Here is a 21,403-nt window from a genome sequence, read left to right as displayed (position 1 = left end):
GACCCTAGCCAACCCTGGCCACCCCATGGCGGGCCCATCCACAACTGTGAACGGGAGGGGACATGCGGCCGCCGCGGGCCGCATACCTTAGGGTCGTAAGCGCCATGGCTCGTGTCATTCATGTATTCCGCCAGCCCGACCGGTTCGTAGCGGGAACCGTCGGGGAACCTGGTGACCGCACCTTCTACCTGCAGGCGGCCGAGGACGGCCGGCTGGTCAGCGTGGTGCTGGAGAAAACGCAGCTGTCCGTGCTCGCCGACCGGATCGGCTCGCTGCTGGAGGAGGTGCAGCGGCGGTTCGGCGCCGAGGTGCCCGAAAGCGCGCCCGACGACCTGGTCGACACCGAGCCGCTCACGGTGCCGGTCGAGGAGGAGTTCCGCGTCGGCACGATGGGCCTGGGCTGGGACGCCGAGTCCACCGCGGTGGTGGTGGAGCTGTTGGCCGCCACCGAGGACGAGGTGGACGAGGCCGTCGTGCTCGACGACACCGAGGAGGGCCCGGACGCGGTCCGGGTGTTCCTCACGCCGCCGGCCGCCCGCGCCTTCGCCGTGCGCGCCGACCGGGTCGTCAACGCCGGCCGCAAACCCTGTCCGCTGTGCGAGGAGCCGCTCGACCCCAGTGGTCACGTCTGCCCGAGGCAGAACGGCTACCGCCGCACCGAGGACAGCTGAGCCCGCGGTGCTGCCCACCGACCCCGGGGCGCTGGAGCTGGTCGAGCGCGGTCGGATCGAGGTGACGGGCCGGCTGGTGGACGCGTCGAACGCGACGCTGTTCGGCACCATCAGCCACCACGGCGTGCAGGCCAACTGCGTGTACAAGCCGATCAACGGCGAGCGGCCGCTGTGGGACTTCCCGGACGGCACGCTGGCCGGCCGCGAGGTCGCCACCTACCTGGTGTCCAAGGCGGCCGGCTTCGACCTGGTGCCGCCCACGGTGTTACGGCCGGGCCCGTTCGGGCCCGGCATGGTGCAGCTGTGGGTGGACACCGACGAGGACGCCGACCTGATCGACATCGTGGCGGCCGACGAGGTGCCCGAGGGCTGGCGGGCCGTGCTGCACGCCACCGACCGGTACGGCGACCCGGCCGTGCTCGCGCACGCCGACCACCCCCGGATGCGGCTGATGGCGGCGATGGACGTCGTCGTCAACAACGCCGACCGCAAGGGCGGGCACGTGCTGCACACCGCGACCGACGCGGTGTACGGCGTCGACCACGGCATCTGCATGCACGCCGAGAACAAGCTGCGGACCGTGCTGTGGGGCTGGCTCGGCGAGCCGCTGCCGGCCGAGGCCGTGGAGGCGCTGCGCAAGCTGCGGGCCGGTCTGGACGGCGAGGTCGCCGAGCAGGTCGCCGAGCACCTGACCCGGCGCGAGGTGTCGGCGCTGATCACCCGCACCGATCTGCTGCTGGCCGCCGGCGTCTATCCGGAGCCGTCCGGCGAGTGGCCGGCGATCCCGTGGCCGGCCTTCTGACCCGCCGGTGATCAACGGCTAGCTGGCGCCGTCGCGGATCTGGCGGCTGCCCAGCGGGGCCTTGAGGGTCACGGTCGTCTCGAAGGTGGCGGCGATCATCGGCTGCTCGCCGCCGCAGTCCGCGCCGGGGACCTGGCCCAGCAGCACGGTGACGGTGACGGCGTCGTCGGCCTCGACGACGTCCACCCGGCCCAGCTTGGAGCAGTCGGCGCGGCCGCCCGCGGTGTACTGGACCACGAGCTCGTTGCCGGTGCCCGCGGCGGCCCGGTCGAACCGGGTCTTGCGCAGCTCGACGACGGTCGGGTCGGGGGTGGCCCGGTTGGGCCCGATCGGCGCGGCGCCGGTGGGCGGCGGCAGGCTGGTGGACGTCACCTGGCTCGCGCCGTTGCCGACGCCGGTGTTCGCGGCGCCGCAGCCCGCCAGGAGCAGCAGCAGGCCCAGCGCGGCGCCGGCGTGAATTCTTCGCATCATGTCTCCCGGACGGGGCCGGCCGGCTTTCGGTTGCACCAATGCCGGGGATGCCGGCGGCCGGCATCCCCGGGTCATCCGATCGGTCTACCGTGTCATCACGTGGAAATGTTGCGGACGGTGTTGTAGAGGCTCAACACCTGATTTCCGTAGTAGGGGGAGTACATGTACTGCGGAGACGCGTTGTACTTGAAGTCGTTGTGCCCGTTGATGTAGCCCCAATTCCCGTCGAACGACATCAGCCACGCCCCGCCGGAGGAGCCCCCGGTCATGTAGTTGACCATGTAGATGGTGTTGCCGCCGCCGTTGTAGGTGGGGCCGTTCTCGCCGACCAGGCAGCAGCCGTCGAACGGCGCGGCCTGCGGGTAGCCGAAGGCGTACACGTACTGCCCGATGGGGTAGTTCCACGCGATGCCCTGGCCGCCGAGGTAGTCGGTGATCCGCCAGCCGTTGGTGCGGTAGAGCACGGCGGAGCCGACGTCGTTGGCGAAGTCGTTGTTGTTGTTGAACCACGCCGTTGTGGTCCACAGCTGGTAGGCGTACCAGTAGCCGTACGGCGCGGAGCCGCTGGCGTAGTTCGGCACGAAGGTCCAGTTGCTGTTCCAGGCCTGGCCGTCGGACACGCAGTGGCCGGCCGTCCAGACCTCGGACTTGCCCTCGGTGTTGACGATCGTGGCCGAGCAGACGTAGTTGAGGCCGAAGCTGGTGAAGAACACCTTGCCGTAGGTGCGGGCGACCGGGTGGCCGACCGGGTAGTTCGGGTAGTACGCCGCCGGCGCGACGTCCGGCGAGCCGCCACCGCTCGCCGCCTTGGGCTCGGCCTTCGGCGCGGCCGCGGCGACCTGGCCGGCCGGTCCGGCCGGGCCCGTCGGCGCCGCCGACACCGTCCCGGTCCGGTTCTGCACGGCCGGGATCTCGCTCTCCGGTCTGGCCTGTCTCATGCGGTCCGGCGTCCAGTACGCGGCCAGCGCCTGCTCGTGCGCGTCGACGCCGGAACCGTGCGCCGTGGCGGCCACGTCCGGGCTGAGCCCGGCCGCCCCGGACACCACGTCGCCGCCGGTCGCGGCACTCGCGCCGGCGGCGGTCAGCGCCGTCCCGAGCAGGGCGGCCGCGGCCGCCGCGCCGAATGCGGATAATTTCATGAATTCGTTCCCCTCCGGAGAAATGAACTCGAAATTTGCCCGGCCAACGCTAGCGGCGTCACGGCGCACCGAAACGACTCCGTTCGGATATTCCGGACGGCCGGGCCGAAAGCGTCAAGGGTCGTTCACAATGAGCAAACAATGCGCTGGCCCGTACGATGCATGCACGGCAATTCCGCCGACCGGGTGGCGGGTACGGGAATTACCGACGTGATTCGCCTTGATTCGACCCTACGAACGGCCCCGGCCGGCCGGGCGTCGGTCACGGTCGCCGGCGGACGCAAGGGTGTGAGCCGGTCGTCTCACGCCGGATGGCGACAGTCACCGCGTCGCTACGGACGGCATCCGTAGCAAGGTTCGGCGTCTGTCAGCCCAGTTTGAGCAGCCGGTCGACCAGCACGACCGGGTCGGCCTGCGGCGCGCCCCACAGCACCCGCAGGTACAGCGGCGCCAGCACGATGTCGAAGACGTCCTCCGGCGCGGGCACATGCTCGCCGCGCGCGGCGGCACGGTCGAAGATCCCCTCTTGGATGGTGACGATGCGGCGCAGCAGGTGCGAGCTGCGTTCGGCGTCGGCCTCGGGCGTCGTCGGCAGCGAGCCGACCAGGGCGTGCAGGAAGGCGTGACCGAGGGGCGTGCCCAGGTCCTCGACCGCCGACTGCGCCCAGGCGATGAGGTCGCCGCGCAGGCTGCCGGTGTCGACGGGCGGCGAGTCCCGTTCCAGCCGCGTGATCGCGACGTCGGCGAGCAGGCCCTCGCGGGTGCCCCAGCGCCGGTAGACGCTGACCGGGTTGACGCCGGCGCGCCGCGCGACGGCCGGGATCGTCACCTCGGCCCCGGGGTCCTCCAGCAGCTCGAGCGCCGCCTGGTGGACCGCGGCCACGACACGCGCACTGCGCCCGCCGGTCCGCCGGATCGGTTCGCCATCTGCCACCCCCAACCGGCGGATCGCGCTGATGGGCGTCAGCCTCGGCGGCGTGCTCGCGCCACGGGCGGCCGCCTTCGAGCACCGACTGGCCGCGGTGATCGCCAACGACGGCGTCTACGACGCACGGGTGGCGTTCCTCAACGGCGTGCCCGACGAGGACACAGTGCGGCGGCTGCGCGCCGAGTCCGACCCCGAGCTCGACGAAACCCTCACAACCGCGATGGCGTCCAACGAGTCGATGCGGTGGGCGCTCAACCACGGCATGTTCGTCACGGCCACGCGGACGCCACGGCAGTTCCTGGCGAGCATGATCGACTACCACGTGGCCGACGGCATCGCCGAGCGGATCACGTGCCCGACCTTGGTCTGCAAGGCCGAGTCCGACCTGTTCTTCGCCGGCCAGCCCGAGGCCCTCTACGAACACCTGACCTGTCCGAAGACGCTGCTGGAGTTCACCGCGGCCGAGGGCGCCGACGCGCACTGCCACGTCGGGGCGCAGCGGCTGGCGTTCACCCGCATCTGCGACTGGCTCGACGACACGCTCGAAGTCGCCGGCGCGTGAGTGTCCGACCCGGATGGTTCCATTCGACGTATCGGTGCGAACCGATCCGAGGAGGGACCCACCATGCAGTACGCGTTGCTGATCGCCGGTGACCGCGAGCCCACGCCCGAGGAGCTGGCCCAGGGCTGCGGCGGGTGGTCGGAGGAGATGGAAGCCCGCGGTGTCGTCCGCGGCGGGGCCGGTCTGCGGCCGCCGACCGAGGCGACCACCGTGCGGGTGCGGGACGGGCAGGTGCTGCTGACCGACGGCCCGTTCGCCGACACCAAGGAGCAGATCGGCGGCCTGGTCCTGATCGAGTGCGCCGACCTGGACGAGGCGGTGGAGATCGCGTCGAAGCACCCGGCCGCCGGCTACGGGATGATCGAGGTGCGGCCGCTCTGGCAGCCGTGACCGACGTGCCGGCTGATCCGGGGCCGGTCGCGGCCGCGTTCCGCGAGGAGTGGGGCCGGGTCGTGGCGACGCTGATCCGGCTCACCGGCGACTGGGACCTGGCCGAGGAGTGCGCCCAGGAGGCGTTCGCGGCGGCGGTCCGGCAGTGGCCGGTCGAGGGCGTGCCGCGCAAGCCGGGCGCGTGGCTGACCACGATCGCCCGGCACCGCGCCACGGACCGAATCCGCCGGGAGGCGGTCGGCGCGGCCAAGCTCCGGGAGGTCGCGGTGACCGCGTACGAGCCTTCGGAACCCGTCGACGCAGTGCTGTTGAACGAGGCGGGCATCGAGGACGACCGGCTGCGGTTGATCTTCACCTGCTGCCACCCCGCGCTGGCGTTCGAGGCGCAGGTGGCGCTGGCGCTGCGCACGCTGGCCGGGCTGAGCATGGCGGAGATCGCCCGTGCGTTCCTCGTGCCGGAACCGACGATGGCACGGCGGGTGGGGCGGGCGAAGGCGAAGATCCGCAACGCCGGCATCCCGTACCGGGTGCCGCCGGCGCATCTGCTGCCGGAACGCACGACCGCGGTGCTGGGCGTGCTGTACCTGATGTTCAACGAGGGGTACAGCACGCCCGAGCGGCGGCCGCTGTGCGACGAGGCGATCCGGCTGGCCCGGCTGCTGGCGCAGCTGATGCCGGACGAGCCGGAGGCGGCCGGGCTGCTGGCGTTGATGCTGCTGCACGACTCCCGCCGCGACACCCGTCTCGACGCTTCCGGCGACGTGGTGCTGCTGGCCGACCAGGATCGGAGCCGTTGGGACGCTTCACAGATCGCCGAGGGGCGGGCGGCGCTGGCGCGGGCGACGAGGTTGGGGCGGCTGGGGCCGTACCAGCTGCAGGCGGCCATCGCGGAGAGCCATGCCGCCGGCTCGGACTGGCCGCTGATCGCCGGCCTGTACGAGCGACTGGCCACGGTCGTGCCGTCGCCCGTGGTCCGGCTCAATCAGGCGGCGGCGGTCGCGATGGCCGAGGGCCCGGCCGCCGGTCTCCAACTCCTGGACGGGATCGACATCCCCGGCTATCACCTGCTGCCCGCGACCCGCGCCGACTTCCTGCGCCGGCTCGGCCGCCACGCCGAGGCGGCGCTGGCGTACGAGCAGGCACTGGGGTTGGCTACCGCCGAGGCCGACCGCCGGTTCTTGACGAGACGACTGGACGAGACGAGAGGACGGGCGATGGAGCCCAGCGTGATCGAGCGGGACGAGCAGCCCTACGTCGGCATCAGGCGCGCTGTGACGATGCGGAGCATCGCGGAGATCGCGGACCAGATCCCGGTGCTCGCCGGCTGGCTCGGCCGGCGCGGCATCTCGCCCCACAGCGCCCCGTTCCTCCGCTACGTCGTGATCGACATGGACCGGGAACTGGTGGTCGAGGCCGGGTTCCCGGTGGCCGGCCCGGTCGAGGGCGACGGCGAGGTGTTCTCCGGCGTGCTGCCGGCCGGCCGATACGTGTCGGCCGTCCACGTCGGCCACCCGCGCGGCCTGCTCGACGCGACCCGGCGGCTGAACGAGTGGGCCGACGCCCAGGGCCTGCGCTGGGACGTCGAGCAGACCCCGGACGGCGACAAGTTCGGCTGCCGGCTGGAGATCTACCACACCGATCCACGCACGCAGCCGGACATGGACGCGTGGGAGACCGAGCTGGCGTTCAAGCTGGCCGACTAGGGCAGGGCCTGCTCGACGTCGGCCCAGATGTCGTCCACGTGCTCGATGCCGACCGACAGCCGGATGGTGCCCTCGGCGATGCCGGCGGCCCGCAGCGCGTCGGCGTCGAGCTGCCGGTGCGAGGTGCTGGCCGGGTGCAGGACCATGCTCTCCACGCCGCCGAGTGACGCCGCCAGCTTCACCAGCCGCACGCCCTTGGTGAACGTGTAGCCGGCGTCGCGGCCGCCGGCCAGGTCGAAGCTGACCATGCCGCCGAAGCCGGCCAGCACCCGCTTGGCCACCTCGTGGTCGGGATGCGTCGGCAGGCCGGGGTAGTGCACCTTCTCGACCGCGGGGTGCGCGGCGAGCAGCTCGGCGATGCGGGCCGCGTTGTCACAGTGCTGCCGCATGCGCAGCGCCAGCGTTTGGATGCCACGCAGCGTCAGCCAGGCCGCGAAGGGATCGATCGCCGCGCCCATCTCCATCGTGTGGTGCCAGCCGGACCGGTAGTGCCGGTCGTCGGCGAACACCAGGATGCCGGCGGTGACGTCGGAGTGGCCGCCGAGGTACTTGGTGATCGAGTGCAGCACGACGTCGGCGCCGTGCTCGATCGGCCGGCACAGCAGCGGCGTGGCGAAGGTGTTGTCCACGACCGTGAGCAGCCCGGCGTCCTTGCCGGCCCGGAGGAACGCCGGCAGGTCCACCACCCGGGTCACCGGGTTGCTGATCGTCTCCAGGTAGAGCATCTTCGTGGTCGGCCGCACCGCGGCGGCGACCTCGGCCGGGTCCTCGCCGCTGAGGTAGCTGACCTCGATGCCGAAGTGCTCGTGCAGGTAGGTCAGCGTCGCGTAGGTGCCGCCGTACAGGCAGCTCTGCGCGATCACGTGGTCGCCGGTCTTGAGCACGCCGGTCAGCGCCGAGCAGATCGCGCCCATGCCCGAGGCGGTGGCCACCGCCGCCGCGCCTCCCTCCAACGCGGCGACGGTCTCCTCCAGCGCCCGGGTCGTCGGGTTGCCGTAGCGGCTGTAGGCGAAGCCGCGGTCCGGCGCGTTGAGCGCGTCGGCGAGGGCGTCGGGGTCGTCGAAGCCGAAGTTGGACGCCTGGTAGAGGGGCACGCTGATCGGGTGCGAGTTGGGCAGGGCCGGCGTGTGCTGGTGGACGACGCGGGTGGCTGGGTGCTGGTCCATGGCTTCGAGCCTGCTCGGGTCTCCGGTGTGGGGACAGCGCCAATCCCGGCTAGATTGGTTTGGTGATGGAGCCAATCCCGTGGCCGGTCGACCGGCTCGTGGCCCAGCTGGGCCGGTGGTCGGCCAGCCGGGGGCCGCTGTACCTGCTGCTGGCCGAGCGGCTGCGGCAGCTGATCGACTCCGGGCAGCTGCCGCCCCGGGCGATGCTGCCGCCGGACCGCACGCTGGCGCAGCGGCTGGCCGTCGGCCGGAGCACGGTCGTCGCCGCGTACGAGCGGCTGCGCCAGGACGGCAAGGTCGACCGACACCAGGGCCGCGGCACCTGGGTGAAGCCGGCCGTGCTCGCCGGCGTGCGGCCGAGCGCGGTGCCGGCGGTGAACTCGCTGTTCGTGAACTACCTGGAGCCGATGGGCGACGTGATGTCGCTGGCCTGCGCCGCGCCGCAGGACCCGCCGCCCGAGCTGGCTTCGGCGCTGGGCCGGGCGATCGGACGGCTGCCCACCGGCGACATCGGCTACTACCCGCTGGGGTTGCCGGCGCTGCGGGCCGCGATCGCCGACCGCTACTGCCGTTCCGGGCTGCCGACGACGTCCGACGAGATCCTGGTGACCACCGGCGGCCAGCAGGCGCTGTCGCTGATCACCCAGCTGTTCCTCGCGCCGGGTGATCACGTGGTGGTGCAGGCGCCGACCTATCCCGGCGCCTTGGAGCTGGTCCGGCACGCCGCCGCGGTGGTCACTCCCGTTGCCGCCGACGAGCTGGCGTCGGCGATCTCCTCGACGCGACCGCGGCTGGCGTACGTCAACGCCACCAACCACAATCCGACCGGCGCCACCATGTCCGGGCTGGCCCGGCGGCGGCTGGTCGAGGCCGCCACCGACACCGTGTTGATCGACGACGAGGTGCTGGCCGACCTGTCCTTCGACGGCGTCCGGCCACCGGGGCTGGCGTCGTACGGGCACGGGCCGGTGCTGACCGTCGCCTCCGTGACCAAGCTGCTGTGGGGCGGTCTGCGGGTCGGGTGGATCCGGGGCGCGGCCGGCGACATCGCGCAGCTCGGGCGGCTCAAGACGATCCACGACCTGGGCTGCGCGGCGCTGGAGCAGCTCGCGGTCGCCGACCTGCTGCCGGGGCTCGACTCGATCGTCGCCGGCCGGGTCGCCGAGCTCCGCGTGCGGCATGACCACTTGTGCGCCGAGCTGGGGAAACTCCTGCCCGACTGGTCGTTCGCACGCGCGGAAGGCGGCCAGTGCCTGTGGGTGCGGCTGCCGGCCGGCGACGCGTCGGCGTTCGCGCAGGTCGCGCTGCGACACGGTGTCGCCGTTCTGCCCGGGACCGCGCTCGGCGGCGGGAATTCGTTTCTGCGGATCCCGTTCACCGCTCCGGTCTCGGAGCTGAGCCTGGCCATGCAGCGGGTCGCGGCCGCGTGGCGTGACTACCGCCCGTCCATCGGGCCCGCGCCCGCATTGCACGCCCTGGTGGTTTGAGGCACGACCGAGTGGAGCGGTCTTCCGGGGCGGCTCGGGGTGCTGGTAGGCCGGACGCATGAGGAAAGCTCGATTTGTCGTGGTCGCCGTGTTCGCGATGCTGCCGCTGACTGCCGTCCCGGCCGCCGCCGCGCCCGTCACGCCGCACGACGCGATGCCGGACCTGGTCGGCAAGACCGCGTTCGACGCCAACAAGGCCGTGCCGTTCGGCACCCGCATCGTGTACGTCGACGGCACCGGCCGGCACCGCAAGGTGGTGTGGCCGGCCAACTGGCAGGTGTGCAAGCAGGATCCCGCCGCCGGGGCTCAGATCACCTCCGCCGACACCGTGACGCTCACCGTGGTCAAGCGCGAGGAGAAGTGCTGATTGCCTGAACGGTCAGTCGGGGCGGCGTCGGCCGGCCGTTCGGGGCAGGGTGGTGGCATGACAGTCATCGAGGTTTCCGGCGGCCGCGAGTTGGAGATCGTGGTGACCGGTCCGGCCGCCGGCACGCCGCTGGTGTTCCACCACGGCACGCCCGGGGCGGCGCGGCCGGTGCGTGCCATCGAGCGGGCCGTGCACGCCCGTGGTCTGCGGCTGGTGACGCTCGCCCGTCCCGGCTACGGCGCGTCCACGCGCAAGGCCGGGCGGTCGGTGTTCGACGTCGCCGCCGACGTGGCCGCCGTGCTGGACCACCTGGACGCCTCCCGCTGCCTCGTCGCCGGCTGGTCCGGCGGCGGGCCGCACTCGCTGGCCACCGCCGCCGGTCTGCCCGACCGCGTCGCCGGCGCCCTGGTCATCGCCGGCTGCGCGCCTCATGACGCCGTGGACTTCCTGGCCGGCATGGGGGAGGCCAACGTCGAGGAGTTCGGGCTGGCCATGCGGGGCGAGGACGCGCTGCGGCCGTGGATGGACCGGGAGCGGCCCGCGCTGCTCACCAGTGATCCCGAGGCCGTCGCCAACGGCATGAAGACCCTGCTGCCGCCGGTCGACCTGCCGCTGATGACCGCCGAGCTGGGTGAGGACATCGCCTTCCAGTTCGCCGAGGGGCTCGCCCCCGGGCCCGACGGCTGGATCGACGACGACCTCGCCTTCGTCAAGCCGTGGGGCTTCGACCTGGCCCGGATCTCCGTGCCGACCTTCGTCTGGCACGGCGACGCCGACCTGATGGTCCCCTTCTCGCACGGCCAGTGGCTCGCCGGGCACATCCCCGGCGTCACCGCCCACCTGCTGGCCGGCGAGGGACACCTGTCGATCGGCGTCGGCTCCCTGGACGCCATGCTGGACGAACTCGTCGGGACGCTCTAATCGCTGACCGCGCCGCAGGTGATGTTGAGCGAGGTCGCCGTCATCGACGCGGCCAGGTCGGAGGCGGCGAACACGGCGACGTTGCCGACGTCGGCGAAGGTGGCCCCGCGCTTGAGCATCGTCTTGCCGACGATCATCTCGGTGACGGGTTCGCGGAGGTCGTCGGGCAGGCCCTCGGTGATGCCGCCGGTGTGCAGGCCGAGCACGCGGATGCCGTGCTGGCCGAGCTCGGCGGCCAGTTGGCGGCGGAGGAAGTCGACGGCGTTGAGCGCGACCTGGAGCCCGCCGATCGAGTAGTCCCGGATCGGTTCGCCGCCGCCGTCACCGCCGAACGTGAGGATCACGCCCGAGCGCTGGCGGATCATGTGCCGGGCCGCCGCGCGGGCGGTGAGGAACGTCGACCGCACCGCGATGCGGATCGGCCGTTCGAAGTCCTCCAGCGCCATGTCCACCAGTGGCGTGCCCTGGTGGTCGGCGATGTCGATGACGCTGACGGAGATGTCCACGCTGCCGTCCTTCGCCGCGACCGCGTCGGCGTGGGAGTTGACGGCATCTTCGTCCAGCGCGTCGAGGACGGCGGGTACTGCCTGGCCACCCTCGGCGCGGATCCGCTCCGCCAGCACGTCGAGGGTCTTCGCCGTCCGCCCCGTGACGTGGACCTTCGCTCCCTCTCGGGCGAAAGCCGTCGACAGCGCCGTGCCGATCCCGCCTGCCGCTCCGTACACAATGGCGTTCTTTCCGGCCAGCAACATGGCCGTTCTCCTCTCAGATGCTTGTGGTCAGCCGGGTCAGCCACTCGTGCCAACGCGGACGTTCCCGGGCCGCGGCGGCCTCGGCTTCGGGGCCGTACAGCCGTCCCGTCACGTTGACCGAGAGCGTGACGGCGTCCATCGGGAAGCAGGAGATCGCGAACATCCCGGGGCTTGGCTCGGTCGTGCGCAGCAGCGTGAAGTACGGCCCGCGATGCTCAACCACTCCCGCGCGAATCGGGAAGTCAGCGAGCAACGCCCCGATCTCCGCTCGCGCCGACGGCGGCGCGTCGACCGGCATCATGAGGTCGACTCGCGCCGCCGGCAGCCCCGCGAAGTACGTGGCGTAGACACGGAGTACCAGCAACGTCATCCGCCAGCCCTTGGCCGCTTCCTCCGCGATGTCGTCCCATCCCTCGCCTTGCACGCGGAGGCTGCTCACCACCCGCACCACACAGCTGCCGTCATCGCGGGCCGTCACCAGGTACTCCGTTGCGAAGGTCGGATCCTCGTAGGCGAACCTGTACGGCGGCTCCCACGCCGTGACCGTCGCGGTCGCGTCCGGCGCGAACGGCTCTCGGTGGAAGCGCGCCGTGTCGCCGTCGACGTCCACCTGGAACGACCACGCCCCGCTGTCGGTGGTGATTGCCGCCCAGACCTGCTCCGGGCCGGCCGGTATCTCGATCTCTTCGGCACTCATGTGTCGGCGTCCTTCGGACGGGGATGGACGGCGAGGACGAGCCGCTGCCAGCGGCCGTCGGGCGCCTGCTCGTCGTGGTACTTCGCCGCGACCCGAGAGACCGCCGCGGTGAGCTCGTCGGCGAACGCGGCGCGGTCGGCCGGGGTCGCGAACCGGATCTCCGTGTCGAGCGCGAACACCGGCACCGCCTTGCCGGCGCTGCCCGCCCGCCGGGCCAGGCGGCCGACCTCGCGGACCATCCGTGCCGCGAGCGCGATCAGGTACGCCGCCGAGAGCGGGTTGGCCCGGGCCGGCGCCCCCAGCGGCTCCGGCGCGATCACGAAGCCCGCCGCCGTCGCCACCAGCAGTCGCTCCGTCAGGCCGCCCCAGGTGCGCGTCTCCGCGACCTCCACCAGGCCGTGCGCCTCCAACTGGCGCAGGTGGTAGTTCACCTTCTGCCTGGTCAGGCTGACCTTCGCCGCCAGCGTCGCCGCCGATGCCGGCTCCCTCAGCTCCGCCAGCAGCCGCGCCCGCACCGGGTCCAGCGCCACCACCGCAGCCGCCGGCTCCGCGATCACCTCCACGTCCCGCATGCCCCCACCCAACCCATTGACAACTTTATTTGTCAAGGCCGGTAATCCGGTTGCCCCGACCATCGCCGCTGGTTAGATCTGTCACCGTGCTGATCCGCCGTGAGACCCCGGCCGACGTCGACGCCATCCGCGCCGTCACCGCCGCCGCGTTCTCCCCGTCCACCGCCGAGCCCCGGCTCGTCGACGAGCTCCGGGCCGATCCAGGCTGGCTACCAGCACTTTCCCTGGTCGCCACCGACTCATCCGGCGCCGTCATCGGCCACGTCGTCGCCACCCGCGGCCACGTCGACTCCGCTCCCGTCCTCGGTCTCGGCCCTCTCAGCGTCCATCCCGACCACCACGCCCGTGGTGTCGGCAGCGCCCTCATGCACGCCGTCCTCGGCGCCGCCGACGCCCTCTCCGAGCCCCTCGTCGCCCTGCTCGGCAGTCCCGCCTACTACCACCGCTTCGGCTTCCGCCTCAGCTCCGCGTACGGCATCCAGCCGCCCGTTCCGGCTTGGCAGCCCCACTTCCAGGTCCGCCCCCTCACTGCGTACAGCCCGTCGCTTCGAGGCGCCTTCACCTACGCGGACCCGTTCTCCCGGGTCTGAATCACCGCCGAGATGATCCGGGCAGAGGCGGGGCGGCGACTCTTTGTCGATCTCGAACCCGCCAGCGAGGTTGGTGTAGTAGGCATGGGGCGGCCGTTTCTGGTCGTGAGTCGCCCTGCCCGCGCTGTCGCCGCGGACCAAACAGCTGACGAGGTGGATGTGGAGCAGAGGACACTGTCCGACGGCGGTGCCGGGCTCGGTGTGAGCACGCTGTGCCTGGGCACCATGTACTTCGGCACGACCGTCGACGAACAGCGGGCCTTCGCCGTCCTCGACCGGTTCATCGAGGCCGGTGGCACATTCATCGACACCGCCAACACCTACTCGTTCTGGGTGCCCGGCGGGACCGGCGTGGAGAGCGAGGCCCTGTTGGGTCGGTGGCTCGCGTCCCGGCGGGTCCGAGACCGGGTCGTGCTGGCCACCAAGGTCGGCGCGCTGCCCGACCCGCCCGGCGCGGCCTGGCCCGAGCACGCCGAAGGGCTGTCCCACGACGTCGTGCGGACCCAGGCCGTAGCCAGCATGCGTCGCCTGGGCACCGATCACCTCGACGTCTACTACGCCCACATCGAGGACCGTCGCACCTCGTTGGACGACACCGTCGCTACTTTCGCCTCCTTGGTCACCGACGGCCTGGTCCGGGTAACCGGGTGCAGCAACCACGCCGCCTGGCGGCTCGCCACCGCCCGGCAGATCGCCCGGGCCGCCGGCCTGCCCGGCTTCACCTGCGTCCAGCAGCGGCACACCTACCTGCGGCCCCGGCCCGGCGCCGAGTTCGGCTCGAACCCGCACATCAGCGCGGAGTTGCTCGACTACGCCCGCGAGGAACCGGACCTGACCGTGCTCGGCTACTCCGTGCTGCTCTCCGGCGCCTACACCCGTCCCGACCGCCCCTTGCCCGAGCAGTACGACCACCCCGACAGCCACCGCCGCCTCGCCGTGCTCGCCGATGTCGCGAAGGAGCTCGGCGCCACCCCGAACCAGGTTGTCCTCGCCTGGTTGCTGCGCTCCGACCCGCCCGTGCTGCCCGTGCTCGGCGTCAGCTCGGTGAGCCAGCTCGACGAGTGCCTCGGCGCCCTGGAACTGGAGCTGGACGACGAGTTGCAGCGCCGCCTCGACGACGCCGCCTGACCCCGGCCCCACCTGCGCCCGAGATCACCGTGATGGCAGTCAGATCCCGGCCAGTGACAGCGCCTCCGGCCGGGAGAGGGAGAGCCCACGGCGGTAGGCGGCGTCGAAGTCGTCACCGATGAGGTCACGGGCGCCGGCGATGGTGCGGGCGACCTCGGTGTCGCCGACGGCCTCGGTGCCACGGACGACGACGGAGGCGCCGAGCATGAGAGCGGCCTGGGTGCCGTCGCCTTCCAGGACGAACAGGCTGGCGAGGCCCTCGGCGATCTCGGCGGCGACGAGGTGCAGGCCCTGGGCGGTGGCCCGGACCTGGGCGTGCAACTCGCGGATCCGCTCGGGGTCGCCCTCGGCAAGGTGGGCGAGCCCGACGAGCACAGCGGTCCGAACGCCGGAAGCGCCAACCGTGTCGGCCCGGCTGCCGGCCAGGGCGAGCTCGTAGTAGCGACGGGCGTCGTCGCGCCGGCCCTGCAGCCGGGCGATGTCGCCGAGACCCCGTTGGGCGTTGGCGATGGTCTCGGGAATGCCGGTGCGCCGGGCGAGGATCTCGGCGCGGGCGTAGTCCTCCTGCGCGCCGGCAAGGTCGCCGGAGTGCAGCCGCCGGGCCGCGCGCCGGCAGGTGAGGTCGGCCATGTCCTCCATGGCCTCCAACTGCGACACGAGCTCGATGGCCTCATCGGTCAGCCGCAGCGCCTCGTCGAACTCGCCACGCCAGTGGGCGAGCATGGCCAGCGCGTCGACGGCGTTGGACATGCCCCACCGGTCGCCGACGGCGCGGTAGCCGGCGAGGGACTGCTCGAAGCCTTCCCGGGCCATCGGCACGTTCCCGGTGAACAGGCCGTTCCAGCCGATGGAGAAGTGCCGAAGCGCCTGCAGCCAGTCGGAATCGTCGAAGTAGCTCTCGGACGGGCGGTCGTCGGGCACGTCGAGCGGCCCGGCGGTCAGCGCCCACAGCACGACGATGGCCGGCAGCCGCGGCGTGGTGGTCTGCGCGAAGACGATGGCGCGGGCGGCGGCCATGTGCGGCAGCAGCCACGGGGTCTCGGCGCCGTGCACGAGCACGGCGTTGAGCACGCAGAGCACGTACTCCTCGGACAGCTCGGGCGGCGGTGTGGTGCCGATCTTGTCGAGCAGTTCGGTGGCGATGGGCGCGACCTCGGCCCGCAGCCCCCGCAGGTACCAGTACGACGCGAGCTCACCGGCCAGCAGCAGCGCGGTCAGCGGCGCTGTGTGCACGGCCCGGCGCAGCGCGGCGAGGATGTTGGCGTGCTCAGTGTTGAGCAGCGCCAGCCAACTCAGCTGCTCCTCGCCACGGAGATGCGGCTCGGCGGTCTGCACCAGCTCCAGGAAGTACGCCAGGTGCGCGTCGCGGACGGCGTCCTCCTCGCCGGACGCGGCGAGGTGCCCGGCGCAGAAGGCGCGGATGGTGTCGAGCATCCGGTAGCGGCCGTCGGCGACCTCGATGAGCGACTTGTCGACGAGGTCGGCGAGCAGGTCGATGGTGTCGGGCAGCCCGCACACGCGTTCGGCGGCGGCCAGGCTCGCGCCGCCGGTGAACACGGTCAGCCGTCGCGCGACGGCCTGCTCGTCGGGGCTGAGCAGGTCCCAGCTCCAGTCGACGACGGCGTGCAGGGTCTGGTGCCGCTGCGCCTTGGTGCGGTCGCCGCGGGACAGCAGCCGGAACCGGTCGTCCAGCCGCGCGTCGATGTCGGCCAACGACAGGGTGCGCAGCCGCGCGGCGGCCAGCTCGATGGCCAGCGGCAACCCGTCCAGACCGGCGCAGATCCGGTCGACGAGCCGCTCGTCCAGGACGAAATCCCGCCGCACGGCCTGAGCACGGTCGGCGAACAGCTTGCGGGCGGCCTCGGCGCTGAGCCGGCTGACGGGGTGGATCGTCTCGCCGGTGATGCCCAGCGCCTCGCGGCTGGTGGCCAGCACGCGCAGTCGCGGGCAGGCGGCTAGCAGTTCGTGCACGAGCAGCGCGGTGTCGGCGATCACGTGCTCGCAGTTGTCCATGAGCAGCAGCACGGGCCGGTCCGCCAGTGCCGTGGTGAGACGGTCGACGATGTCGCCGGTGGGGGCGGCGGAGAACACGCCGGCGTCACGCAGCCCCAGAGCGGCGACGACGGCGTGCGCGACCTCGTCGTCCTCGGCCAGCGCGGCGAGGTCGACGAAGCAGATCTCACCGTCGAGGGTGCCGGCGGCCTCCACGGCCAGCCGGGTCTTGCCGGCGCCGCCCGGCCCGAGCAGCGTCACGAGCCGGCATGTGCCGAGCAGGGCGGCGACGTAGTCGCGCTCCTCGGCGCGGCCGACGAAGCTGGTCAGCTGGGCGGGCAGCCCACGCCGCCGCGTCTTCGGACCGGCCTCCGACCGCAGCACGGCCATGTGCGTCTCGGTCAGTTCCGGCGACGGGTCGGTGCCGAGCTCGTCGGCCAGCAGCGTGCGGGCCTCCTCGAACACCTCCAGCGCCTCGGCCTGCCGCCCGGCGGCGTAGAGGGCCCGCATGAGCAGCGCCCGCGGCCGCTCCCGCAGCGGGTTGCGGGCGATGAGCTGCCGCAGCTCGGCGACGACGCTCGGGTTTTCGCCGGCGGCGAGCTCGGCCTCGAACAGGTCCTCGGTGGCGGTCATCCGCAGCTCTTCGAGCCGGGACGCCTCGGCCTCGGCCAGCGGCGCGTCGGACAGCGCCGGCCCCCGCCACAGCCGCAGCGCCTCCCGCAGCAGCTTGGCCGCCCGCTGGTGGTCGCCGCCGGCCAGGGCGTGCCGGCCGTCGGCGGCGAGGCGGGCGAACATGTGCGCGTCGATCTCGTGCCAGCCGACGGCCAGCCGGTAGCCGGCGGGGTGGAACTCGACCTCGCCGGGCAGCGCCCGCCGCAGCCGCGACACCTGCGCCTGCAGCGCGTTGGTGGCGTTGGCCGGCGGGTCCTCCCCGTACAGGCCGTCGATGAGCCGGTCGGTCGTGACGATCTGGCCGGCGTCCAGCAGCAGCCACGTGAGCAGGGTCCGCACCCGTGGTCCGCCGACGGAGACCTGCTCCCCGTCGGCGGACCACATCAGAGTCGAGCCGAGGACACCGAACCGCATTGATCCATTATTCAGGCCGCCGACACCGCGAAAATATGCATGCATCCCTGGTTGGTGGACGCCGGCAGTGTGACGCTGCGCACCTGCTTGCCCACGGTGAGTGCCACGGGTGTGGTGGCGAAGACGTAGGTCCGCAGGGTGGAGCCGTCGACGGCGTTCCAGTGCGCGATGGTCGCCGCGATGGTGTTGCCCGACTGGGGAGTGCCGACGGCCCAGTCCGTCATGGTGATCGACACCGACGAGGTGCTGCCGTCGGTGTAGGTGACGGTCGCCGTGCCGGTGGCCGGTCCGTTGCTGGCCGAGCCGAGGAACGAGATGCGGCTGGCCGACCGGCCGCCGAGGTCGATCACCTGGCCGTTGACCAGCCAGTTGTTAGGCTTGCCCGCCGCCGCGGACGGCCAGGTGAAGCTCATCCCGTTGGCGCTGACGGTCCCGCCGGGCTGGATCCCCGCCGCGGCCAGGGCCTGGGCGGAGTAGCTGTGCCCGGACGAGTCGAGGTTGGCGGTGTTCGCGCTGCCGTCGTTGGAGGTGCCGATGTTGTTGAAGCCGTTCTGCCCGTCGGAGAACGACGGCGGCGCGTCGGCGGCGCCGGTGCCCCACGAGGTGGGCGAGCCGGTCATCGTGAAGTCGACGGTGCCGCCGTTGGCCACGAACGACTCCGGCAGCCACGTCCGGGACTGCCCGACGCCGTTGACCGCCAGCGCCGACACGTACTGGTTTCCGGCCGACGAAGCCGGCGCGTTGACGGTGATCACGCGGCCGTTGTCCCGGGTGATCACGGCCTGGGTGAAGATCGGGCTGGCCAGCACCAGCTCGGCCCGTCCGGTGATTGACGGATACATGCCCAGCGCGCCCCAGACGTAGCTGGCGGACAGCTCGCCGAGGTCGTCGTTGCCCTGCAGCCCGGTGGGGGCGTTGCTGAACAGGCTGCTCAGCACCCGCCGGACCAGCGCCTGTGTCTTGCTCGGCGCGCCGACGAAGTCGTACAGGTAGGGCGTGCCGATGGTCGGCTCGTTGGTCAGCCACGCGTAGGCGCCGTTGACCACGCCGGCGTTGAGCTGGCTGAAGAACGTGTCGAGCCGGCTGCTCACGGCCGCGTTGCCGCCCATCTTGGCCACCAGCGCGGCGACGTTCTGCGGCACCATCCAGCTGTACTGGGTGCCGGTGCCCTCCACGTACTGGTCGTTGTTGTCGGAGTTGAGGTTGTAGTCGGTGGCGAACTGCCCGTTCTGGTAGCGGGGCGTGATCGACTTCGTGGCCGGGCTGAACAGGTTCTGCCAGTTCTGGGCCCGCTGCATGAAGGCGGTGTGGTCGGCGGTGTCGCCGAGCCGGCCGGCCAGCTGCGCGATGCCGAAGTCGTCGATGGCGTACTCCAGCGTCGTGGCCGCCGGGCCCCACACGTTGCCGGTGCCGCGCGGGATGTAGCCGGCGCCGGCGTATTCGTACAGGCCGCCGCGGATGGTGCGGGTCGCCGGCAGGGACTGGGTGGCGACCATGCTCGACAGCGCGCCGGCGGCGTCGAATCCGGTGCCGCCGAAGGAGTAGATGCTGGAGACCACCGACTGCAGCGAGTCGCCGTTCATGATGTTGACCGGCACGTTGGCGTACGGCCAGTTGTACCAACTCCCGGCCTGCGAGGCGTCGTTGACCAGGGACTGGGCCATGTCGGAGCCGACGCTCGGGAACAGCAGGGTGATCAGCTGGACCTCGGAGCGGTAGACGTCCCAGCCGGAGAAGTTGGCGTACTGGTGGTGCCCGGCGGCGACGGTGTGCGTCTTGCCGTCCATGCCGAGGTATTCGCCGTTGCTGTCGTCGAAGACGTTCGGGTGCAGCAACGCGTGGTAGAGCGCCGTGTAGAACACGGTCTGCTGGGTGGCGGACCCGCCGGCGGTGCGGACGGCGCCGAGCTTGGCCGCCCAGGTGTTCGCGGCGTTCGACGCGACGGTGTCGAAGCCGGCCGACGCATTCTCCGCGGCGACGTTGGCGGCGGCGTTGGACGTGCGCACATAGGACAGTCCAACCCGGACGGTGACGGTGGAACCGGCCGGGAAGGTCAGGTAGGTGCCGGTGTTCGTTCCCGACGCCGAGGCCCCGCGGGCGGTGACGGTGCCGCCGTTCCAGGTGCCGTAGTTGCTGACGGCCTGGTCGAACGTCGCCGAGAAGTACACGGTGTAGCTGCCGCCGCCGCAGGTGCCGGTGGTGCGGGCGGACCCGGTGACGATGTTGCCGCTGATCGACACCGACGAGGCGCTGGTGCCGTTGGCCGAGCCGCCGGCGTTGATCAGCACGGTGGCGGGCTTGCCGGCGGGGAAGGTGAACCGGGCCATGCCGGTGCGGGCGGTCGCGGTGAGCTCCACCTTGGCGCCGTTGGCCAACGTCACGCCGTACCGGCCGGGGCTGGCGGATTCGGTGCTGTGGCTGAAGCCGGAGCGGTAGGCGGCGGCGTTGGTGGCGGGGGAGGACGGCAGGGAACCGTTGCCGTTGAGGCTGCCGGTGTAGGGCATGAACGGCAGGTCGTGGAAGCCGAACGAGCCCTCGCAGCCGGTGCCGTCGAGGTGGGTGAGGCTGAAGCCGCGGATCTGGTCGGCCGGGTACTCGTAGCCGCCCCAGTTGTCCGCGCCGGAGGCGGTGTTGTAGGTGTCCGGGCTGAACTGGACCATGCCGAACGGTGTGGTCGCGCCCGGGAAGGTGTTGCCGTAGCCCTTGCCGAACGGCGGGTAGCTGGCGTTCGGGTTGTTCTGGGTGCCGATGAACGGGTTGACCGAGCCGACCGGGTCGGCGGCCGCCGCGGCGGGCACGCCGACCAGCACCGACAGGGCCATCAGGACCGAAACGACGAGAGCAGGGGGTCTCATCCGTTACCGCCTTCGCTGACATCGATGTCACACGGGGTCGGCGGGACGGTACGGGCACTTGATTGGTCTAGACAAGAGTCAGGCGGTAGGTCTGTCCGATCAAGTCAGCGCCGAAGCTGTGGTGCGGCTGCTCGTCGACGAGGCCGAAGCCACGGCTCAGGTAGATGCGCCGTGCGGCGTCCAGGCAGTCGTTGGTCCACAGCCGTATGACCCGGCAGCCACGCGCGCGGGCGTGCTCGAGGCAGGTGTCGACCAGCCGGCCGCCGATGCCTTGGCCGCGGCCGTCCGGGTGCACCAGCAGGATGCGCAGCACCGCCTCGCCGTCATCGCCGGCGACGCACAGCACGCAGCCGACCCGGCGGCCGTCCAGCTCGGCGATCCAGCCGGCGTCCCGCTTCGGGTCGAACTCGCCGACGATGCCGGCGACCAGCCGCTCGAAGCTGCTGTCCCAGCCGTACTCCGCGGCGTAGAGCTCGCCGTGCGCCTGCACCATCCAGCCCAGGTCGCCGGGCTGGTCGGCTGATCGGATCACCACCATGGGGGCCTCCACTGAAACGAGTGTTTCAGTAGGATAGCCGTCATGTCCGACCGACGCGACGATCTCCTGCGCCAGGCCTACGCCTACGCGCTGGAACACGGGCTCGCCGACCTGTCGCTGCGCCCGCTGGCCGCCGCGATCGGCTCCAGCCCGCGGGTGCTGCTGTTCCTGTTCGGCAGCAAGGACGGCCTGGTCCGCGAGCTGCTGGCCCGTGCCCGCGCCGACCAGCTCGTGCTGCTGGAGCGGGCCCGTGGCGGCGGCCTGTCCGAGGTCGCCGCCACGGTGTGGTCGTGGCTGGCCGCCCCTGAGCACCGGGCGCTGCTGACGCTGTGGCTGGAGGGGTACAGCCGTTCCCTGGTCGCGCCGGACGGGCCGTGGGCGGAGTTCGCCCGTACGACGGTCGAGGACTGGCTCAAGGTCCTCGCCGACGCCCAGCCGGTCCACGACACCGCCGAGGCCGAGGCGCAGCGGACGCTCGTGCTGGCGGTGCTGCGCGGCGCCTTGCTGGATCTGCTCGCCACCGGCGACGTCGACCGGACCACGGCAGCGGTCCGGTCGATCATGACCGGATATGGCCAGACCTGAG

At 72.0% G+C, this 21,403-nt stretch carries 21 protein-coding genes; 11 read left to right on the top strand and 10 right to left on the bottom strand.

The window, feature by feature from the left end:
* The first annotated feature begins 104 nt into the window (after nt 1–104).
* Together BJ998_RS44340 and BJ998_RS44335 are read left to right on the top strand one after the other, a co-directional pair.
* Complete coding sequence (locus BJ998_RS44340) at nt 105–671, top strand: Rv2134c family protein (protein WP_184870168.1); 567 nt, start codon at nt 105–107, stop codon at nt 669–671.
* 7 nt (nt 672–678) lie between these two features.
* Nucleotides 679–1,473, top strand: coding sequence for an Rv2133c family protein (locus tag BJ998_RS44335; RefSeq protein WP_184870167.1), 795 nt, complete (start codon nt 679–681; stop codon nt 1,471–1,473).
* 18 nt (nt 1,474–1,491) lie between these two features.
* Here the strand turns inward: BJ998_RS44335 and BJ998_RS44330 are convergent, their stop codons facing one another.
* The 3 genes from BJ998_RS44330 to BJ998_RS44320 all read right to left on the bottom strand — a co-directional run bounded on the left by BJ998_RS44330 (nt 1,492) and on the right by BJ998_RS44320 (nt 3,966).
* Entirely contained in the window at nt 1,492–1,941 is a 450-nt protein-coding gene (locus BJ998_RS44330; RefSeq protein WP_184870166.1) for a hypothetical protein, read from the bottom strand.
* Between the two features lie 98 nt (nt 1,942–2,039).
* A complete protein-coding gene (locus BJ998_RS44325; RefSeq protein ID WP_184870165.1) occupies nt 2,040–3,083 on the bottom strand; it encodes a trypsin-like serine peptidase in 1,044 nt (347 codons plus the stop codon).
* A 367-nt stretch (nt 3,084–3,450) separates the two neighbouring features.
* The gene (locus tag BJ998_RS44320; protein WP_312890679.1) at nt 3,451–3,966 is read right to left on the bottom strand and encodes a TetR/AcrR family transcriptional regulator; all 516 of its coding nucleotides are present in this window, start codon (nt 3,964–3,966) and stop codon (nt 3,451–3,453) included.
* Nucleotides 3,967–4,039: 73 nt separating this feature from the next.
* Here BJ998_RS44320 and BJ998_RS44315 point away from each other — a divergent pair, with 73 nt between their 5' ends.
* The 3 genes from BJ998_RS44315 (at nt 4,040) to BJ998_RS44305 (ending at nt 6,666) form a co-directional block, all read left to right on the top strand.
* Nucleotides 4,040–4,573 (top strand): alpha/beta hydrolase, encoded by a 534-nt coding sequence (locus BJ998_RS44315; protein WP_184870164.1) that lies wholly within the window; start codon nt 4,040–4,042, stop codon nt 4,571–4,573.
* Nucleotides 4,574–4,636: 63 nt separating this feature from the next.
* Nucleotides 4,637–4,963 (top strand): YciI family protein, encoded by a 327-nt coding sequence (locus BJ998_RS48340; RefSeq protein WP_184870163.1) that lies wholly within the window; start codon nt 4,637–4,639, stop codon nt 4,961–4,963.
* The gene (locus BJ998_RS44305) at nt 4,960–6,666 is read left to right on the top strand and encodes a sigma-70 family RNA polymerase sigma factor (protein WP_184870162.1); all 1,707 of its coding nucleotides are present in this window, start codon (nt 4,960–4,962) and stop codon (nt 6,664–6,666) included. Before BJ998_RS48340 ends, BJ998_RS44305 begins: the two co-directional genes overlap by 4 nt.
* Here BJ998_RS44305 and BJ998_RS44300 read toward each other — a convergent pair.
* The gene (locus BJ998_RS44300; protein ID WP_184870161.1) at nt 6,663–7,832 is read right to left on the bottom strand and encodes a trans-sulfuration enzyme family protein; all 1,170 of its coding nucleotides are present in this window, start codon (nt 7,830–7,832) and stop codon (nt 6,663–6,665) included. The genes BJ998_RS44305 and BJ998_RS44300 overlap by 4 nt on opposite strands.
* Nucleotides 7,833–7,897: 65 nt before the next feature.
* Here BJ998_RS44300 and BJ998_RS44295 point away from each other — a divergent pair, with 65 nt between their 5' ends.
* Genes BJ998_RS44295 through BJ998_RS44285 form a run of 3 tightly spaced genes read left to right on the top strand, consistent with a single transcriptional unit; the run spans nt 7,898 to nt 10,607 of the window.
* Complete coding sequence (locus tag BJ998_RS44295; RefSeq protein ID WP_184870306.1) at nt 7,898–9,319, top strand: aminotransferase-like domain-containing protein; 1,422 nt, start codon at nt 7,898–7,900, stop codon at nt 9,317–9,319.
* 58 nt (nt 9,320–9,377) lie between these two features.
* Entirely contained in the window at nt 9,378–9,686 is a 309-nt protein-coding gene (locus tag BJ998_RS44290) for a PASTA domain-containing protein (protein ID WP_184870160.1), read from the top strand.
* Between the two features lie 57 nt (nt 9,687–9,743).
* The gene (locus BJ998_RS44285) at nt 9,744–10,607 is read left to right on the top strand and encodes an alpha/beta fold hydrolase (protein ID WP_184870159.1); all 864 of its coding nucleotides are present in this window, start codon (nt 9,744–9,746) and stop codon (nt 10,605–10,607) included.
* On the opposite strand, the gene BJ998_RS44280 is transcribed toward BJ998_RS44285, so the two are convergent.
* From BJ998_RS44280 to BJ998_RS44270, 3 genes are read right to left on the bottom strand one after another with little or no spacing between them, the layout of a single operon-like run.
* Nucleotides 10,604–11,359 (bottom strand): SDR family NAD(P)-dependent oxidoreductase, encoded by a 756-nt coding sequence (locus BJ998_RS44280; RefSeq protein ID WP_184870158.1) that lies wholly within the window; start codon nt 11,357–11,359, stop codon nt 10,604–10,606. The genes BJ998_RS44285 and BJ998_RS44280 overlap by 4 nt on opposite strands.
* 13 nt (nt 11,360–11,372) lie before the next feature.
* Nucleotides 11,373–12,056, bottom strand: coding sequence for an SRPBCC family protein (locus tag BJ998_RS44275; protein WP_184870157.1), 684 nt, complete (start codon nt 12,054–12,056; stop codon nt 11,373–11,375).
* Nucleotides 12,053–12,628, bottom strand: coding sequence for an ArsR/SmtB family transcription factor (locus BJ998_RS44270; RefSeq protein WP_184870156.1), 576 nt, complete (start codon nt 12,626–12,628; stop codon nt 12,053–12,055). Before BJ998_RS44270 ends, BJ998_RS44275 begins: the two co-directional genes overlap by 4 nt.
* 86 nt (nt 12,629–12,714) lie before the next feature.
* On the opposite strand from BJ998_RS44270, the gene BJ998_RS44265 reads away from it, so the two are divergent.
* Complete coding sequence (locus BJ998_RS44265; RefSeq protein WP_184870155.1) at nt 12,715–13,218, top strand: GNAT family N-acetyltransferase; 504 nt, start codon at nt 12,715–12,717, stop codon at nt 13,216–13,218.
* A gap of 159 nt (nt 13,219–13,377) precedes the next feature.
* Nucleotides 13,378–14,346, top strand: a complete 969-nt coding sequence (locus tag BJ998_RS44260) for an aldo/keto reductase (protein WP_312890678.1) — start codon at nt 13,378–13,380, stop codon at nt 14,344–14,346.
* Nucleotides 14,347–14,385: 39 nt separating this feature from the next.
* Here BJ998_RS44260 and BJ998_RS44255 read toward each other — a convergent pair whose 3' ends face one another.
* The 3 genes from BJ998_RS44255 to BJ998_RS44245 all read right to left on the bottom strand — a co-directional run bounded on the left by BJ998_RS44255 (nt 14,386) and on the right by BJ998_RS44245 (nt 20,817).
* Nucleotides 14,386–17,424: an AfsR/SARP family transcriptional regulator gene (locus BJ998_RS44255; protein ID WP_184870153.1), complete on the bottom strand. Its 3,039-nt coding sequence runs from the start codon at nt 17,422–17,424 to the stop codon at nt 14,386–14,388.
* An 11-nt stretch (nt 17,425–17,435) separates the two neighbouring features.
* Nucleotides 17,436–20,279: a GH92 family glycosyl hydrolase gene (locus BJ998_RS44250; RefSeq protein WP_184870152.1), complete on the bottom strand. Its 2,844-nt coding sequence runs from the start codon at nt 20,277–20,279 to the stop codon at nt 17,436–17,438.
* Nucleotides 20,280–20,346: 67 nt separating this feature from the next.
* Nucleotides 20,347–20,817, bottom strand: coding sequence for a GNAT family N-acetyltransferase (locus tag BJ998_RS44245; protein ID WP_184870151.1), 471 nt, complete (start codon nt 20,815–20,817; stop codon nt 20,347–20,349).
* 42 nt (nt 20,818–20,859) lie between these two features.
* Between BJ998_RS44245 and BJ998_RS44240 the strand changes: the two genes are divergently transcribed.
* Nucleotides 20,860–21,402: a TetR/AcrR family transcriptional regulator gene (locus BJ998_RS44240; RefSeq protein ID WP_184870150.1), complete on the top strand. Its 543-nt coding sequence runs from the start codon at nt 20,860–20,862 to the stop codon at nt 21,400–21,402.
* The last annotated feature ends 1 nt before the right edge of the window (nt 21,403 follow it).

It is taken from the genome of Kutzneria kofuensis (genome assembly GCF_014203355.1).
Lineage (GTDB): Bacteria > Actinomycetota > Actinomycetes > Mycobacteriales > Pseudonocardiaceae > Kutzneria > Kutzneria kofuensis.
The sequence above is the reverse complement of the archived record's forward strand: the minus strand, read 5'-3'. Positions and strand labels throughout refer to the sequence as shown.